Source organism: Streptomyces sp. CHD11, assembly GCF_018638295.1.
Lineage (GTDB): Bacteria > Actinomycetota > Actinomycetes > Streptomycetales > Streptomycetaceae > Streptomyces.
Genome location: NZ_JABTTS010000027.1, coordinates 17535 through 33832, shown reverse-complemented (window position 1 = coordinate 33832; position 16298 = coordinate 17535). Strand labels below are relative to the sequence as shown.

At 73.0% G+C, this 16298-nt stretch carries 16 protein-coding genes and 1 pseudogene; 8 read left to right on the top strand and 9 right to left on the bottom strand.

The annotated features are described in order from the left end of the window. Positions 1–205 precede the first annotated feature (205 nt). Positions 206–769 (top strand): excalibur calcium-binding protein, encoded by a 564-nt coding sequence (locus HTV45_RS24110; protein WP_215207957.1) that lies wholly within the window; start codon positions 206–208, stop codon positions 767–769. 163 nt (positions 770–932) lie between these two features. Here HTV45_RS24110 and HTV45_RS24105 read toward each other — a convergent pair whose 3' ends face one another. Then, entirely contained in the window at positions 933–1316 is a 384-nt protein-coding gene (locus tag HTV45_RS24105; protein WP_215207956.1) for a DUF3037 domain-containing protein, read from the bottom strand. Continuing rightward, on the bottom strand, positions 1313–2077 hold the full coding sequence (locus HTV45_RS24100) for a HipA family kinase (protein ID WP_215207955.1): 765 nt from the start codon (positions 2075–2077) through the stop codon (positions 1313–1315). The genes HTV45_RS24105 and HTV45_RS24100 overlap by 4 nt, the downstream gene beginning before the upstream one ends. 201 nt (positions 2078–2278) lie before the next feature. Between HTV45_RS24100 and HTV45_RS24095 the strand changes: the two genes are divergently transcribed. Next, positions 2279–2734: a Rieske (2Fe-2S) protein gene (locus HTV45_RS24095; protein WP_215207954.1), complete on the top strand. Its 456-nt coding sequence runs from the start codon at positions 2279–2281 to the stop codon at positions 2732–2734. 29 nt (positions 2735–2763) lie between these two features. Beyond that, positions 2764–3240, top strand: coding sequence for a pyridoxamine 5'-phosphate oxidase family protein (locus tag HTV45_RS24090; RefSeq protein WP_215207953.1), 477 nt, complete (start codon positions 2764–2766; stop codon positions 3238–3240). Here HTV45_RS24090 and HTV45_RS24085 read toward each other — a convergent pair. Continuing rightward, complete coding sequence (locus tag HTV45_RS24085; RefSeq protein WP_215207952.1) at positions 3209–4165, bottom strand: LysR family transcriptional regulator; 957 nt, start codon at positions 4163–4165, stop codon at positions 3209–3211. The two genes, HTV45_RS24090 and HTV45_RS24085, sit on opposite strands and share 32 nt — an antisense overlap. Before the next feature lie 75 nt (positions 4166–4240). On the opposite strand from HTV45_RS24085, the gene HTV45_RS24080 reads away from it, so the two are divergent. Beyond that, the gene (locus HTV45_RS24080) at positions 4241–5188 is read left to right on the top strand and encodes a DMT family transporter (protein ID WP_215207951.1); all 948 of its coding nucleotides are present in this window, start codon (positions 4241–4243) and stop codon (positions 5186–5188) included. A gap of 301 nt (positions 5189–5489) precedes the next feature. On the opposite strand, the gene HTV45_RS24075 is transcribed toward HTV45_RS24080, so the two are convergent. Continuing rightward, positions 5490–6827 (bottom strand): aminotransferase class I/II-fold pyridoxal phosphate-dependent enzyme, encoded by a 1338-nt coding sequence (locus HTV45_RS24075; RefSeq protein ID WP_215207950.1) that lies wholly within the window; start codon positions 6825–6827, stop codon positions 5490–5492. Between the two features lie 35 nt (positions 6828–6862). On the opposite strand from HTV45_RS24075, the gene HTV45_RS24070 reads away from it, so the two are divergent. Beyond that, positions 6863–7558: a pyridoxamine 5'-phosphate oxidase family protein gene (locus HTV45_RS24070; protein WP_215207949.1), complete on the top strand. Its 696-nt coding sequence runs from the start codon at positions 6863–6865 to the stop codon at positions 7556–7558. Positions 7559–8042: 484 nt separating this feature from the next. Here HTV45_RS24070 and HTV45_RS24065 read toward each other — a convergent pair whose 3' ends face one another. From HTV45_RS24065 to HTV45_RS24055, 3 genes are all read right to left on the bottom strand, one after another. After that, on the bottom strand, positions 8043–8999 hold the full coding sequence (locus HTV45_RS24065) for a DMT family transporter (RefSeq protein WP_215207948.1): 957 nt from the start codon (positions 8997–8999) through the stop codon (positions 8043–8045). Positions 9000–9223: 224 nt separating this feature from the next. Beyond that, complete coding sequence (locus HTV45_RS24060; protein ID WP_215207947.1) at positions 9224–10225, bottom strand: DMT family transporter; 1002 nt, start codon at positions 10223–10225, stop codon at positions 9224–9226. 46 nt (positions 10226–10271) lie between these two features. After that, a complete protein-coding gene (locus HTV45_RS24055; RefSeq protein ID WP_215207946.1) occupies positions 10272–10808 on the bottom strand; it encodes a Clp protease N-terminal domain-containing protein in 537 nt (178 codons plus the stop codon). Positions 10809–11127: 319 nt separating this feature from the next. On the opposite strand from HTV45_RS24055, the gene HTV45_RS24050 reads away from it, so the two are divergent. Next, a complete protein-coding gene (locus tag HTV45_RS24050; RefSeq protein ID WP_215207945.1) occupies positions 11128–11943 on the top strand; it encodes a PhzF family phenazine biosynthesis protein in 816 nt (271 codons plus the stop codon). A gap of 70 nt (positions 11944–12013) precedes the next feature. Here HTV45_RS24050 and HTV45_RS24045 read toward each other — a convergent pair whose 3' ends face one another. Both HTV45_RS24045 and HTV45_RS24040 read right to left on the bottom strand, forming a co-directional pair. Next, positions 12014–12814, bottom strand: coding sequence for a CPBP family intramembrane glutamic endopeptidase (locus tag HTV45_RS24045; protein ID WP_215207944.1), 801 nt, complete (start codon positions 12812–12814; stop codon positions 12014–12016). A 79-nt stretch (positions 12815–12893) separates the two neighbouring features. After that, a pseudogene (locus HTV45_RS24040) lies at positions 12894–14506 on the bottom strand (glutamate-cysteine ligase family protein). Between the two features lie 562 nt (positions 14507–15068). On the opposite strand from HTV45_RS24040, the gene HTV45_RS24035 reads away from it, so the two are divergent. Continuing rightward, the gene (locus HTV45_RS24035) at positions 15069–15653 is read left to right on the top strand and encodes a hypothetical protein (protein WP_215207943.1); all 585 of its coding nucleotides are present in this window, start codon (positions 15069–15071) and stop codon (positions 15651–15653) included. A 314-nt stretch (positions 15654–15967) separates the two neighbouring features. Continuing rightward, positions 15968–16168, top strand: coding sequence for a DUF5999 family protein (locus HTV45_RS24030; protein ID WP_215207942.1), 201 nt, complete (start codon positions 15968–15970; stop codon positions 16166–16168). Positions 16169–16298 lie beyond the last annotated feature (130 nt).

Here is a 16298-nt window from a genome sequence, read left to right as displayed (position 1 = left end):
GTGACGCTAGAAGCCCTGGCACCCGGTGTCAACGGCACCCCGCGCGTGTGTGATCCATTCCCTGCGCGAACGCCCCGGCGACCGGTCCGCGCGCGGCGTCCGCGCCCCCGGGCGGCACCCGATCGGCTCAGCGCCGCGCGCCCCCGCGCCGGAGCACCCATAGCGTCGAAGCGCGAGCCACCCGTGGCCGGAAAGGAGGCGCTCCATGCGTCGTCGCACCGGTGCCATAGGCACGCTGATCGCGCTCTGTGCGATCGTGCCGTTGGCCGACACCGCTCACGCCCAGGACCTGGACTGCAGCGACTTCACCTACCAGGAGGACGCGCAGACCTTCTTCGACCTGGACCGGAGCGATCCGCACCGGCTCGACGAGGACCCGGGTCCGGACGACGGCGTGGCCTGCGAGGCACTTGCCCGGCGGGGCCTCACCTCGTCCACCTTCCGGCCCGCGCCGTCCGCCTTCCCCTCCGCCACCGCTGCGACCGGGTCACCGTCACCGTCCCTGACCACCGCTTCGCCCACCCGGACGGCTACGGCCACGCCGGCGCCGGCGGCCCCGACCACGACGGCCCTCGACACCGCGGCACCCACCACGACAACCGCCGCGCCGACGGCTTCCGCCCCCGTGGCGCCGACGCGCGGCGTGGCGGGCGGACTGGGCGGGTCCTCCGGGTCCGGACCCAGCGGCCGGGACATCGGCGTCGGCGCGGCCTTCGTGACGGGCGCCCTGCTCGCGACCGGCTACCTCATGAGACGCCGGCGCCCCTGACCCCGCCCGGAAGCCGCACCGGCCGGTCGCGCCGGGGCGCCGCGTCCGCCCCGGGGAGCACGGCGGTGACACCGCGCCACTCCGCCGTCCGCGTCCGACCGGCCATCGGACAGCGGACAGCGGCCATCGGACAGCGGCCATCGGACGGCGTCCGCGGCCCCGGTCAGCGCACGAGCAGGTCGAGCAGCCGGTCCGTCTCAGCCGCCGGATCGGCCGTGAGCCCTGTGTGCACGGGGCCGGGCTGGACGATGGTGGACCGGGGCGCGATCAGCCAGCGGAAGCGCCGCCCGGCATCGTCCCCCGCCGCCTGCCCCGCGGCGTCCCCGCCCGCGCAGACACCCTCGACCGCGCGCAGCGCCGCCCGTACACCGGGCAGGTCGGCCGTGGGGTCGAGGGCCAGCAGCCGCGCCTCGTCGAGGTGGGTGCGGGCGGCGACGAAGGACTTCCGGCGGCAGTACACGAGCACCCCGGCGTTGACGCACTCGCCCCGTTCGATGCGCGGTACGACCCTCATCAGCGCGTACTCGAAGACGTGCCGGTCGCTCACTGCTCCCCCTGAAGGCCGCGGATGCGCTGGTGGACGGTGCCCGCGCGGGCGAGCAGCGGCCTGGCGTAGGCCTGCCGGAGCTCGTCGGGCGTGTCGAAGCCCGGCTCGCCGGCCAGCCAGACGTCGGGGATCTCCGCGGTGACCTCGGCCAGCAGTTCCCCGGTGATCCGCGGCGCCAACTCCTCCGCCGCGGCCGCGACGTCCGGCGCGAAGGTGTTCAACGCGTGGTCGGAGGCGTCGTAGGGGCGGGCGGCGGAGACGGCGGCGCCGGGCCAGTTGTGGTGCCAGATCATCGTCGCGCCGTGGTCGATGAGCCAGAGTTCGCCGCGCCGGCGGAGCATGTTGGGGTTGCGCCAGGAGCGGTCGACGTTGTTCACCAGTGCGTCGAACCAGACGATCCGCCCTGCTTCCCCGGAGCCGACCTCGGAGGCGAGCGGGTCGAAGCCTAGGGCGCCGGAGAGGAAGTCCATGCCGAGATTGGTGCCGCCGCTGGATCTCAGCAGCTGTTGCACCTCCTGCTCGGGCTCCCCGAGCCCGAGCACCGGATCGAGCTCGACGGTGGCCAGCCGCGGGACCCTCAGCCCCAGTCGGCGGGCGAGTTCGCCGCAGACCACCTCGGCGACCAGCGTCTTACGGCCCTGCCCGGCACCGGCGAACTTCAGGACGTACATCCCGAGATCGTCGGCCTCGATCAGTCCCGGCAGCGAACCGCCCTCGCGCAGCGGCGCGATGAAACGGGTCGCGGTGACTTCCTTGAGCATCGCCCCAGGTTACTGGCGTGTCACCGCACGTCGGACGCGGCCCGGGAGGGAAGGACCGCGCCCGACAGGGAAACGACAGTCGTGATTTACGTCCGTCCGACCGCGGGCACGTCAAGCTTCCGGTACCGCCTGAACAGCGTGGGCCCGCTGACCGTACCTCTCCCTAGATCAACTGTCTGCCCCCGGAAGGGACACACCGGCATGAGCGCATCGTTTCAATCCGCATCCGGACCCGCCCGTCGAACCGTCGTGGCGGCGGCCGGAGCGGCGGGCCTCGCCGTCGCGCTGACCGCGTGCGGGGATTCCGACGACGGGTCCAGCTCCTCCGCGGACTCCGGTTCCGCCGGCGGCGCGTCCGACGACACCGCCGGCGCGACACTCGCCTCGACCGCCGACATCCCGGAGGGAGGGGGCAAGGTCTTCGCCGACCGAAAAGTCGTCGTCACCCAGCCCTCGGCAGGCGAGTTCAAGGCCTTCTCGGCGACCTGCACCCACCAGGGCTGCGCGGTGAAGAGCGTCGCGGACGGAGTCATCAACTGCCCCTGTCACAACAGCAACTTCTCGATCGCCGACGGCAGTGTGAAGGGCGGCCCCGCGAAAGCACCACTGCCCGCGGTGGAGATCACCGTCAGCGGGGACTCGATCACCCTCGCCTGAACCTGCCGCGACATGAGAGAAGGGACCGTATGACCGCCACGCAGCGCCGGGGCCGGAAGATCATGATGATGCCCGGCGAGCTGGACGACTTCCTCACCGGCCAGCGCACCTGCCGGGTCGCCACGGTGTCCGCCGACGGAGCGCCGCACGTCAGCACGCTCTGGTTCGCCTGGGACGGCACCTCGCTGTGGCTCTACTCCGTGGTCCGCAGCAAGCGGTGGGCGGATCTGCGGCGGGATCCCCGGGTGGCGATCGTGATCGACACCGGCGAGGAGTACGACGAACTGCGCGGCGCCGAGCTGTCCGGGCGGGTGGAGTTCGTGGGCGAGATCCCGCGCACGGGTGAGCTGCACGCGGAACTCGACGTCCCCGAGACGCTGTTCGCCCGCAAAAACTTCGGCCTGGACGAGATGCCCCACGACGGCCGGCACGCCTGGCTGCGCCTGACACCCGAGAAGATCGTGTCCTGGGACTTCAGGAAACTGCCGCAGCCGCCCGGGTCGTAGAGGGCTCGCCGCTCCCGCCGGTCGCCCCTACGCGCTCACCCGCCGCCCGCAGTGCCCGCACCGCCGCCCGGATGGACGGGCGGCGGTCCGCGTCCGCGCGCCAGACCACGTGGACATGCCGTCGCAGGCGCTGCCGGAGCGGGACGGTCACCACCCCGTCGGGCAGCGGATTGCGGCCGAGTACCGGGGCGATGCAGACGCCGAGCCCCGCGGCGACCAGGCTGAGCTGGGTGTGGCTCTCGGCGGCGCGGTGGCCGACGATCGGCTCGATGCCCTTGGAGCGCAGGGTGAACATCAGCCACTCGTGGCAGAACTCGCCCTCGCCCCAGGTGATCCACTCGTCCTCGGCGAACTCGGCGAGATCCACCTCCTCCCGGCCGGCCAGCCGGTGACCGGCCGGCAGCGCCACATCGGCCGGATCGTCGAGCAGCAGCGCCTTGACCAACCCGTTGGGCAGCGACATCGGCTTGTTGTACCAGTCGAGCACGACGGCGAGATCGAGATCCCCGCGCACCACTCCCCTGACGCCCGCCTCGGGTTCCAGTTCGCGGGAGCGCACGCGCAGCGCGGGATGCCCTTCCCGCAGATCCGCGAGCGCGACCGGGAACAGCCCCCGCGCCGCGGTCGGGAACGCCGAGACCCGCAGCTCCCCCGCGACCTGACCGCGCTGCGCCTCCAGATCGGACTGGGCGAGTTCGACCTGGGACAGGATCCGCGCGGCATGCTCGGCGAGCAGCCGGCCCGCGTCGGTGAGCCGGACACCCCGCCCGTTCCTGGCGAGCAGTTGCTGACCGACCTCGCGCTCCAGTTTGGACATCTGCTGGGAGACGGCCGAGGTCGTGATGTGCAGCCCTTCGGCCGCGCCGCTGACCGACCCGTGCCGGGCGAGGGCGTCCAGGGTGCGCAGGCGCTCCAGGTTCAACATGTAAGCGATGCTACGAGATACCGCGTGCGAAATCTCGATTGTGCTACGAGATCACCGTGCAGCATCGTTGCGTCCATGAGCAGCGTCACCGCGACCACCACCACGCCGGGCCCGGCCGGCCACGCCCCGGACCGCACCCGCCCCCGTCTGGACTGGCGGCTGCGTTTCGCGGCGCTGTCCCTGATCTGGGGCTTCAGCTTCCTCCTCATCAAGGTCGGCACCCAGGGCTATGCCCCGTTCCAGGTCACCCTCGGCCGGCTGGCCTTCGGGACCGCCGTCCTCGCGGTCGCCATGGCGGTACGGCGGGAGCGGCTGCCACGCGGTGTGCGGACCTGGGGCCATCTCGCGATCGCCGGTTTCCTGCTGAACGCCCTGCCGTTCTCGCTGTTCGCCTTCGCGGAACTGACCATCCCGTCCACGCTGGCCGGCATCTGCAACGCGACCTCGCCGCTGTGGGGGATGGCGCTGTCGCTGGTGGCGCTGTCCGAGGACCGGCCGACCCGGGTGCGGGTGGCGGGGCTGGGCCTGGGTTTCCTTGGAGTGCTGACCGTTCTGGGCGCCTGGCAGGGTTTCCAGGGACTGGACGCCCGGGGCACCGCTCTGGCGCTGCTCGCCTCGCTGAGCTATCCCGTCGGCTGGATCTACGTCCGTCGCACCCTGGCCGGCAGCAGCCACTCGCACCTTTCCCTCACCGGTGGCCAACTGCTGCTGGCGACCGTCCAGCTGGCCGTCGTGACCCCGTTGTTCACCAGCCTTCCGAACACCTTCGCCGTCGGGCCGCTGCTGGCGGTCGCGACCCTGGGCACGCTGGGCACGGGGCTGGCCGTACTCCTCCAGTACGGTCTCGTCGCCGAGGTCGGACCCACGACCGGCCAGATGGTCACCTACTTCGTCCCGGTGATCGCCGCCGCGGCCGGCATCGTGCTGCTCGGCGAGACGCTGAACTGGTCCACACCGGTGGGCGCGGCGATCGTGCTGGCGGGCGCGGCCCTGACGCAGATGAAGCCGAAGCGCCGGCCGTGACCACGCCACGACGGCGCCCCGCCCCCGGCCGCCGCGCCGGGAGCGCCCCACCGGGCGCAGCCGCCCCTCTGGAGCCGACGGCCGGAGCGCCCGCACCAGACATGCTGAATCCGCCCGAGCCCGGGACCGCCCCTCCCGGCCGCACGCGCCCGCCGCTCGTCCGCCCGCGCCTTGCGTCGCGCGCGTCCACTGCCGCCGGCACCGGACGGCCGCGTGACGATCCGCGCCGCCCGCCGCACTCCGAGCGCGCCGCTGGTCATGGCTGACGGCGGCGGTCCTGCCGGTGCCGGTGTTCCGCGCCTCAGGCGTAGGTCCGCTCCGGCCCTCCGGCGGGGCCGAGTGCCAGGGCGATCGACTCGGCCAGGGGCTCGATGTCCCCCTCCCGGAGTCCCGAGACGGTGACGCGGATGCCCGGCGGCGCGTTCGTCCGGAAGCGGGCTCCGGGGGCCACCGCCCAGCCCGCGTGCAGCAGCCGGGCGACGGCCGCGGTCTCGTCCGGGACCGGCACCCAGACGTTCATGCCGGTGCGCCCGTGCGCGACGATCCCGCGCCGGGCCAGCGCCCCGGTCAGCCCGTCCCGGCGCCGCCCGTATCCTGCCGCCACGGCCGCCGGATCCACCGCGGCCTCGCTCCACAGCCGCGCCACCGCACGCTGGACGATCAGACTGACCCAGCCCGGCCCGAGCCGCTGCCTGCCCCGCACCCGGTCGAGGGTGACCGTGTCCCCGGTGAGCACGGCGAGCCGCAGATCGGGGCCGTACGCCTTGGCCGCCGAGCGTACGAAGGCCCAGCTCCGGGTGGGCCCGGCGAGGGGGTGGAGGGGGTGGTCGACGATGTGATGCCCGTGGTCGTCCTCGATCAGCAGCGTGTCCGGGTGATCGGCGAGCACCGACCGCAGAGCGCGCGCACGTGCGCCGCTCAGGGCCGCGCCGGTCGGGTTCTGCGCGCGGTCGGTGACGATCAGGGCGCGCGCGCCGTGCGCCAGGGCCGCCCGTACGGCGTCGGGGAGCGGACCCTCGTCGTCGACGCCGACCGGGACGGTCCGCAGCCCCAGCGCCGGGACCAGGTCCAGCAGACTTCCCCAGCCGGGGTCCTCCACGGCGACCGCGTCCCCGGGACTGAGATGCGCCGCCAGTACCCGCTCGACCGCGTCCAGGGCGCCCGACGCGACGGCGACGGGGCCGTCGGGAACACCGTCGGCGTCCATCCCCGCCCGGGCCAGACGTGCCAGCCCGGGGTCCACCGGCGCGTGTCCGTACAGCACCGGCTCCCGGTCGCCCTGCCCGGCCGCCGCCGCGAACGCGCCGGCGAGCGCCGGCAGCAGCGCGGGGTCCGGGTTGCCCTCGGAGACGTCCCGCACGCCCGGCGGGACCTCCACCCGCATGGCGTCGCGCGCCGTGGTCGCCGGCTTGGACCGCACCCGGCTGCCCCGTCGCCCGGCGGTCTCGATGACCCCACGCTCCCGCAGTGTCCGGTACGCGGCCGCGACGGTGTTCGGATTGACCTCGAGCCGTTCCGCCAACTCCCTTATCGACGGAAGCAGTTCACCCGGTCTCAGCTCCCCCTCGCCCACCCCGCGCTCGATGTCCGCGGAGATCTCCGCTGCACGCCGCCCACTGATCCGATACTCTCCTAGCACAAAGCCAATTATGCACTAGTACAATGGAGAGCGCCATGCAGGGGAGCACGCCACCGCGGCAGCGGCCCGCCATCACCACCTATCCGCCCACCGAGCGCACCGTTCCCACCCGCTCCCCCGGCCGAGCCGCGTACGACAAGGAGCTGGTGCACGCGATACTCGACGAGGGCTACGTCTGCCATCTCGGTTTTGTCCGGGACGGAGCGCCGGTGGTGCTGCCGACGCTCTACGGCCGGATCGGCGAGGTCCTCTACGTCCACGGCTCGACCGGCTCGCGCCCGCTGCGGGCGGCCGGCCGGGCCGACGCCGGCCTGCCGGTCTGTCTGACCGTCACCCACGTCGACGCGCTGGTGCTGGCCCGCTCGGCGTTCCACCACTCGGTCAACTACCGCTCGGTGGTGGTGCACGGTCTCGCCCACGACGTGACCGACCCCGAGGAGAAGCGGCAGGCCCTCGACGCCCTGGTCGACCATGTCGTGCCGGGCCGCGCCGCCGACTCCCGGCCGGCCGACAGGAAGGAGCTGGCCGCCACCGCGGTGCTCCGGCTCGAACTGGCCGAGGTCTCCGCCAAGCTCCGCACGGGCGGCGCGAACGACGAGCCCGAAGACCTCGGCCTGCCGCACTGGGCCGGTGTCGTCCCCCTGCGCAAGGGCTACGGCACACCGCTCGCCGACCCGGGTCTCGCCCCCGGCACCGCCCTGCCCGGCTACCTCGCGGCCCTGCACTCCTGATCCGCCCCTGCTTCCCGGGACGCGGCGCCGCCACTCACGCTCCGGCCGGACGGCCCTGGCGGGTACCTCCGTACGTTCAGCCGTCGCACTGCGTGTACGCCCCCGGGCCCAGCGAGGGGGCCGCTGGTCGTGACCGGAGGTTCCTTCCGCCCTCGCCACCCTTTCCCGTCCCGCAAGCGGAGCTCCGCCCCGGACCCGGCTCCTCGAACGCCGGACGGGCTGGATGCCACCCGCCGGAACACGGCCTCCCGGGATGCCTCGACACCGGCGGACGGGCCGGCGGACGGGCCGGCGCACCTGACACGGAGGCCCGCGCGCTGTCCTGCGCCGGGACCCTGTCTGACCCGGGACACCGGCGCCCCGTGACCCGCGGAACCGGCGGAACCCGCGGCTCGTCCAGCGCATGGCCCCGGCGCACCGCCCGGCCGGGGGCACTCCCACCGGGGAGGGCCCCCGGCCGTCACGCGGTCACGCGGTCACGCGGTCACGCGGTCACGGCGGCAGGCTCCCCCTTGCGGGCCCGTGCGCCCCGGGCCTCGCCCACCGCGAGCCCCGCGACCGAGCCCAGCATCAGCAGGGTGCCGGCCATCGTGCCCACCGTCAGCCGCTCACCGAGCAGGGTCACCGCGAGCACCGCGGCGCTCACCGGCTCCAGCAGCATGATCACGGACACGGTGGCCGACCGCACCACGGCGGCGCCGGCGAAGTAGAGCCCGTACGCGAGCGCCGTCGGCACGGAGGCGACGTACAGCAGGAGGAAGAGCAGCGCACCGGGCGCGTCGGTGTGCGGCACCAGTCCCTCGGCCGCGGCAAAAGGCAGCAGCACCAGGCTGGTGACCGCGAACGCCCTCACGGTCGTACCGGAGGAGTCCACCACCCCGTCGCGGCCCCACCAGCGGGTGAGCAGGGTCATCGTCGAGTAGCCGGCCGCGGACAGCAGGGCGAGCAGGACGCCCCAGGGTTCCACGGTGGTCTCTCCACCGCCGAGGACGAGCACCACCAGTCCGGCGAGCGCGCCCACGACGGCGGCCAGTCCGCCGCGCCCCAGCCGCTCGCCCATGGTCAGCCGGGCACCCAGAGCGATGAGTACGGGCCCGGCGCCGAGGGTGACGACGGTGGCCACGGCGAGTCCGGTGGCGGAGACGGCCGCGAAATAGGCGGTCTGGAAGACCGCGAGCCCGACACCGGTGGCCGCGGCCCGCAGCACCCGCCGGCCCAGGGGCTCATGGGTGGTGCTCCGCGCGCGCCGCGACAGCGACCGGGCGGCGAGCAGCAGCACGAGCCCCAGCGCACAGCGCCAGAAGGACAGCGAGACGGGCCCCATGTCGCTGGTCCGGTAGACCAGCGACGCGGCCGCGCCCGCGGTGCCCCAGGCGGCACCGGCGACGATCAGATAGAGGAGGCCCCGCCCGACGGGCAGGCCTGAGAAGGCGTTCGACACGTGTTCTCTCCGCAGATGCGCGCACCCCGCACATCGGCGTGGGTGCGGAAGTTCGGGAAGGGATCCCGGTCAGCCCTGGCCGTGGCCGGGGCGGCGGGATCCGCGGACTTCGTCTGCGGGCAGCACCGTTCCGCCCGGCGACCGGCCGGGCGGGTGTACCGGAGGGCCCGCCTCAGGCGGCCGGAGGCGGAAGAACGAGAGCGCGCGCATGCATGATCAGCACCTTATGCGGTGGTTCCCGGTGTGGACAACTCCCGTTCGGATCCCCCCGCGGCCACCGGTTTCCCGGAATTCCTCGCCGGAGCCGACGACTGGGCGATGAAGGCGCCCGTGAGCACGACCGCGCCTCCCACGATCTGCGGCGCCGACAGATACTCGCCGAGCAGGACCCAGGCGAGGACGGTGGCGATGACCGCCTCCAGACAGGCCACGACACCGGCGACCTGCGGCGAGAGCCGGCGCACCGACACGACCCCGGTGATGTACGCGGCGACGGTGGCGACCAGGACGATCCAGCCCAGCAGGACGAGGGCGGCGACCGGGGTGCCGTCCATCTCCGCGCTGCCGGTGAGCACGGACCACTCCATCGACCAGGGACGGGAGACGACGGTCAGGACGGCGGTGCCGATCAGCAGCCCGTAGGCGATCACGCCGAGCGGGTCGGGTGCTTCCGCACCGTCGCTGCCCTGGTCGGACAGGACGAAGTAGCCGACCTGGCAGCAGGCGGCGCCGAGCGCCAGCAGCAGTCCGAGGACGTCGAAGCCGAGGCCCGACCACACCTCCACCACGCAGGCGAGCCCGCCCACCGCCAGGACCACGCCGACCGCGGCGGCGCGGGTCACCGGCCGCCGCTGCACGAACCGCACCCAGCCGAGCACGAGCGCGGGCGCCAGATACTCGACCAGCAGGGCCACCCCGACGGGGATGCGGGAGATCGCGGCGAAGTAGCAGGCCTGGACGCCGGCCACGGCGAACAGACCGAACCCGGCGAGCAGCCCCGGCCGGCGGCGGACCAGCCCCCGGTGACGCACGGCCAGCGGCAGCATGACGAGCGCGGCGCCCGCCACCCGGAGCCAGACGACGTGGAGCGGGTCGAGGCCCGCCTCGATCAGCGGCTTGGCCGCCACACCGGATCCCCCGAAGGCCACGGCGGACAGCAGCGCGAGACTGAGCCCGACGCCCCTTCCCTGGTGGCTCCGGGTACTGACAGAGGTAGGCACCGGCACATGATGACAGGCGTGGACAGGAGCGTCACCCCCTATGGCACCTGTCTCACCGACTGGACGGCGACTCCAGCCGGGTGAGCAGCTCGCCCGGATCGATCCCGGCGCGCCGGAGCACCTCGACGGCGCGTGCCTGCGGGTCCGCGACGATCGCCGCGAGCAGGTCCGTACCGCGGGCGGGACCCGAGCCGTTCCGGGCGGCGCGCTCATGGGCGTACTCCATACAGCCCGCGGCCAGCGGCGAGAAACCGGCGGCCGCCGTCACCACGGGAAGACCCCCGGAGTCCTCGACCGAGCCCTGCCAGCGCAGTCCGTAACCGATGCTCCGCTGGACGAGGTAGCCGAGCAAACGCGCGATCCGCGGCCCCTCGCCGAGGACGGCCCTCACCTCGCAGTCGGATTCCAGCAGCGAGTGCAGCAGATGGGCGGTGTCGATCTGGCGATCGCCGTCCCGGACCACCCGACGGCGGGCACCGGCGACCGCTCCCGCCAGCTCGGCGCTGAGCCCGGCATCACCGTCCGAACGGTGGATGCCCTGCTGCTTCTGCGGCTCACGGGCCTGCTGCCGGGGGATACGGGGTCGCACATCCCCTACCTCATCAGTCCCGCGGCCGCGGGACATCCCCGTCGGGAAGCATCTTGGCGTCCCACGGGAAGCGGACGCCGGGGGCCGCGATCTCCTCCTTGCGAAGGAGATCAGGGCGTTCCGCGCCGGGGGCCGCGCGCCGGTCCGCGTACGTCCCCGGCCGGTCCGGCCCGGTGCGTCGGTCCCCGTCGGCGTCCGGACCTTCCCGGAGACCGGACCTTCCCGGAGACCGGGCCGGCACGCGGTGATCGGCCCGACCGGGGCGGTGACCGGACGGCGGGCTTGGCCCGCGGCTTCCCGCAGCCCGTACGGTTTCGGCATGCGGATACGAATCGTCGACGCCTTCACCGACCGGCCCTTCGCCGGGAACCCCGCCGGGGTGCTGCTCCTGGACGCCTACGCCTTCCCGGACGATGACCGGCTGCAGAACATCGCCATGGAGGTCAACCACGCCGAGACCGCCTTCGCCCACCCGCTGCCCGAGGGCGGGGAGGCCGACTGGGCGCTGCGCTGGTTCACCCCGGTCACCGAGGTCTCGATGTGCGGCCACGCCACCCTGGCCACCGCGCATGTTCTGCACACCTCCGGCGCGCACAAGGGCCCGGTGCGGTTCGCCACCCGCAGCGGTGTCCTCACCGCCACTCCCGGCGACGACGGCGCCGTCACACTCGACTTCCCCACCGCACCGCTCACCGCGGTCGACGTCCCCGAGGGCGTCGCGGAAGCGCTCGGCGCCCGGGCGCTGACGGCGTTCGACACCGGTCCGAGCGTCGGGGACCTGCTGGTCGAGGTCGACGACGAACGGACCGTGCACGCCCTGCGGCCCGATCTCCCGGCCCTCACCGCCTTCTCCGAGCGCGGCGTCATCGCGACCGCCCGCGCCGAGAACCCCGCCCTCGGCTACGACTTCGTCTCCCGCTGCTTCTTCCCGAACGTCGGCATCGACGAGGACCCGGTCACCGGCAGCGCGCACACCGCGCTGGCCCCTTACTGGTCCCAGCGTCTCGGCCGCCCCGTCCTGACCGGCCTGCAGGCCTCACCGCGTTCCGGCCGCGTCCGCACCGAGGTGCGCGGCGCCCGCACGCTGCTGAGCGGACGGGCGGTGACCGTCATCGAGGGCGACCTGCTGGTCTGAGCCCCGGCCCGGTCCCCCACCACGCCAGAGGAGGCGTACGGCCGCACCGTACGCCCCCTCCCCTGCCGTCTCACGCCGTCGGCAGCCAGTCCACTTTCCCGGCCAGCAGCGCGTATCCCACGAACGCCCCGATGTCGAGCAGCGTGTGCGCGACCACCAGCGGCCCGACGCGTCCCCAGCGCCGGTAGAGGTACACGAACACCACGCCCATGACCATGTTCCCGATGAAGCCGCCGATGCCCTGGTACAGGTGGTACGAACCGCGCAACAGCGAACTGCCCGCCATCGCGGCGCCCGGGGACCATCCCAGCTGGTTCATCCGGCGCAGCAGATAGGCGAGGACGATGACCTCTTCGACGATCGAGTTCTGCAGCGCCGAGAGGATCAGCACGGGGTACTTCCACCACACCTCGGGCAGCGCCTCAGGCACCACGGTGAGGTTGAAGCCGAGCCCGCGGACGGCCAGGTAGAACGCGATACCGCTGCTGCCGATGACCGCCGCGACGGCCGCCCCGCGGCCGAGATCGAACCACGGACGGGTGCGGTCGAAGCCGAGGACGCGCAGTCCGACGCCTTCACGCAGCAGGAAGTGCGCGACCAGGGCCACGGGGACGAGCGCCGTGGTGATCCCGAAGAGCTGCCAGGCCAGATCCAGCCAGGGGCGTCCCGGCGCGGCCGAGGCGTTGAGGGTGGCCGCCTGGTCCTTCAGTCCGCCCGGCCGGGTGACCGAGCCGACGAAGCTGATCAGCGCCGACACCGCGCTCGCCCCGAGGGAGAGCGCCAGCACCAGCAGTGTCTCGTCCCGGAGCGTCCTTTGCGACAGCCTCCGCTCAGGAAGGGAATCGGCCCCCTGACCCGCCTCCGCCTGCACTCCTGCCTCCCCATCGCCGATCGGTCCGATCAGTATGAGGGCAGGGGCTGTGGGCCCGGCCGGGGGGCCGCCGCGTGGGTCAGCCCGTGGGCACCGGCTCCGGCAGGCCCACCGGCCAGGTGTGCACGGGGGCCCCGTGCTGCATCAGCTCCCGGTAGCGGCGGGTGGTGGCGGCCAGGGCCGCATCGCGGCCCATGCCCAGGTCGAGGGCCCGGTGGAAGGTCGCGGACTGCCAGCTCGCGCCGTTCACCCGGCGCCGGCACCGCTCCTCGATCACACCGAGGTACAGATCCCGGTCGGCGGGCTCGACGCCCCACGCGTCGAGNTCCGGCGCTGGGCCCGGGGGCGCGGCGCGGCAAGCTGGTGGAGTTAGCCCGTTGCGGTGTCGTCGAGCCGGAGCACCCGGCCGATCGCGTCGAGCCCGGCCTCGGCGAGCGGCAGCAGTTCGTCCCGTACGAGAGTGACCGCGTCCACCTCGCCCAGACCTCCCAGACGGCCCCGGCGCGGCCAGGTCAGGCGGGCGTCGATGCCGTACCGGCAGGCGGCGTCGAAGTTGGCGGCGGCGGCCTCGAACGGCAGCCGGCTCCACACCGGACGGCTGTCCTCGGCGAGGGCCCGGACGACTCCGTAGTAGAAGGCCGCGTTGGCGATCACATCGGTGATGGTGGGCCCGGCGGGCAGCACGCGGTTCTCCACCCGCAGGTGCGGGACGCCGTCGGCGATGCCGTAGACGGGGCGGTTCCAGCGGTAGACCGTGCCGTTGTGCAGAACGAGTTCGGCGAGCGAGGGGACACCGCCGCGGTCCAGCACCTCGAGCGGGTCCTCCTCGTCACAGATGGGCAGCAGGGCCGGGTAGTAGCGCAGGTTCTCCTCGAAGAGGTCGAACGCCGAGGTGACCCAGCGCTCCCCGAACCAGGTGCGCGGCCGCACTCCCTGCGCCTGGAGCTCGGGCGGGCGGGTGTCGGTGGACTGCTGGAACAGCGGGGGCCGGGACTCGCGCCACAGTTCGCGGCCGAACAGGAACGGCGAGTTGGCGCCGACGGCGATCTGCGCGGCGGCGACGGCCTGTGCCGCGTTCCACACCCCGGCGAACCGCTCCGGGGTGACCTGGAGGTGCAGTTGCACCGAGGTGCAGGCGGCCTCGGGCGCGATCGACTTCGAGGTGCAGCTGAGGCGTTCCACGCCGTCGATGTCGAGGGTGAAGTCCTCACCGCGTGCTGCCACGATCTGGTCGTTGAGCAATGCGTAACGGTCGACGTCGGAAAGGTTCGAGGAGACCAGGTCGTCCCGGTCCAGCGTCGGCAGGATGCCGATCATCACGATCCCCGCGTCCACCTCGCCGGCTTTCCGGTCGGCATAGGCGAGAGAGGTGCGCAGTTCCTCGTCGAGCCGGTCGAATACCCGCCCGCCCAGTCGATGGGGAGCGATGTTCACTTCCAGATTGAACATGGCGAGTTCTGTCTGGAAGTCCCGGCTGGCGATCCTTTCGAGGACTTGCGCATTCAACATTTTCGGCATGCCGTCGGCACCCGTGAGATTCAATTCGATCTCCAGCCCCATGAGGTTCCTGGGGCGGTCGAACCGCTTCTCCGCCAGCAGTCGCTCCAGCCCCGTCAGGCAGCTGCGGAGCTTCTCGCGGTAGCGCTGGCGATCGGACAGGTCGAACTGGCCTGCCACGACCTTCTCCCCCATCGAAGCGTCCCTCCTCGGATGGGCGGACCGAAGATCGGCCGCCGGGGTCCCGGTCCACAAGGGAGGATGCCCCGCGGATGCGATCGATAACGCCCCGGACGAACCCTTCGCCCGCTACTCTGGTCGATAGTGACCGGTGGCACATTCACGGGGCATGGCGCAGGAGGCGTGACGGGCACCGGATGCGAACTCGTGAAAAGCGCCGACGAGAATGCGCCGACCGCACCACGGACATGTTCCGAGGTCACCGACGTGAGCTCACTCGGAAACCGGGATCATATTCGCATTTCACCGGCCAGAAGGACCCTTGTCCGCCGGACCGAAAGCGGCTAGACGAAACATAGTCCGAACACGCGTCGTATAAACTGCGCCCACAAGGCAGAAGGTTGGCGCCCACGGTCGAGCGATCCAGCCGAGAGGTGGCGTGCGGCAGTCCTCGCCCCGCCTCTCGCGCCCAGACCCCGGCCCCCGGCCTCTCTGACCTTCGCGAGCTGACAGCGCCGTCCGCCCCGCCACGCCCCGCCCTCGCGCCACCGTGCCTTCCAATGAGAGGCGACCCACCATGCCGCTGCATGTACCCCCGGCTCCCGCGCCCGCCCTGCGTTCCGTCCTGACCGCGCTCTCGTCACCGACCGCGGTCCGGGAGGCGCGAACTCCCTCGCTGCTCGGCACCCAGGGACCCACCTCACCCGAACTCCCCCTCCCCGTGCACGTTCTGGACCGGGTCACCGCCGACGGCGAGACCGCGACCCGGCTGGCCGGCTGGCGCTTCCTGATCCGCACCGGTGACCGTGCGGTGGCCGCCGCGGACTCCGTGCTCACCGCCGACGGCTGGACGTTCTCCCGCTTCTTCGAGGGCCCGTACATCGCCTCCACCGAGCTGGCACTGCGTCAGGCCGAGGCCATGGCACAGCCGTACCAGCCCCGGCTGCTGTCCGTGCCCGGCCTCTACATGCTGGCGCTCTGGCTGCACGGCGACACGGCCGCGGACGGTGCCGCCGGCCACCCGGCCGCCACCGACCTGCTCGTCCCGCTCGCGCCGGCACCGCCCGGCATCGCCGCCCACCGCGCGCACCGGGTCACCGACCTGCTCCCCGTCCTGACCCATCGGGTCGCTCCGACCCGCCTGCTCGGCTCGCCCGCCTGAGACCCCGCCGTCCCCCGCCGTGCGTGCCTCGCCGCCCGTGACCGGGCGGCGAGGCACGCACGGCGGACTAGCTCCATCAGGCCACGGTGAACCACCCGAAGTGACAGTGCAGTTGGGATGAACCGTCCGCGCGGGTGACGCGTCCTCACCCAGTGAGGAACGGTGCCGCGAAATCCCTGCGGATCCTCGTCCGTGGGGCAACACTGGTTTCGACCGACGTATCACGACGGGGGACGGTCATGAACGAGGCTTCACGCCACGGAACCGCATCGACAGCCGACTCAACGGTCACCACAGAGCGAGAGATCCCACCCATGTGCCAGCACCAGCCACCGTGCCGCTCAGCCGACTCCGCCGACCGGGAATCCGCCCGGCTCGTGGCGCACCACCCGGAGCAGGGCTGGAGCCTGCTGTGCAACGGTGTCGTCCTCTTCGAGGACACCGGCGAGCTCCTGCCCGACGGCAGGGTCATCGCCCCGCAGCGCCCGCCGGGCGCCAGCCTGACCACCGCCTGAACACGACCGGGCGGTATGGGCCGCCGGGGCAGTACAGGGGCCGGAACGCAGGACCTCCCGCGCACCGGCCCCGACGCGTGTCCGGTGTGCGTCACGCAGCGTGGCCGGCCCTTCGGAGAAGCGTGACCGG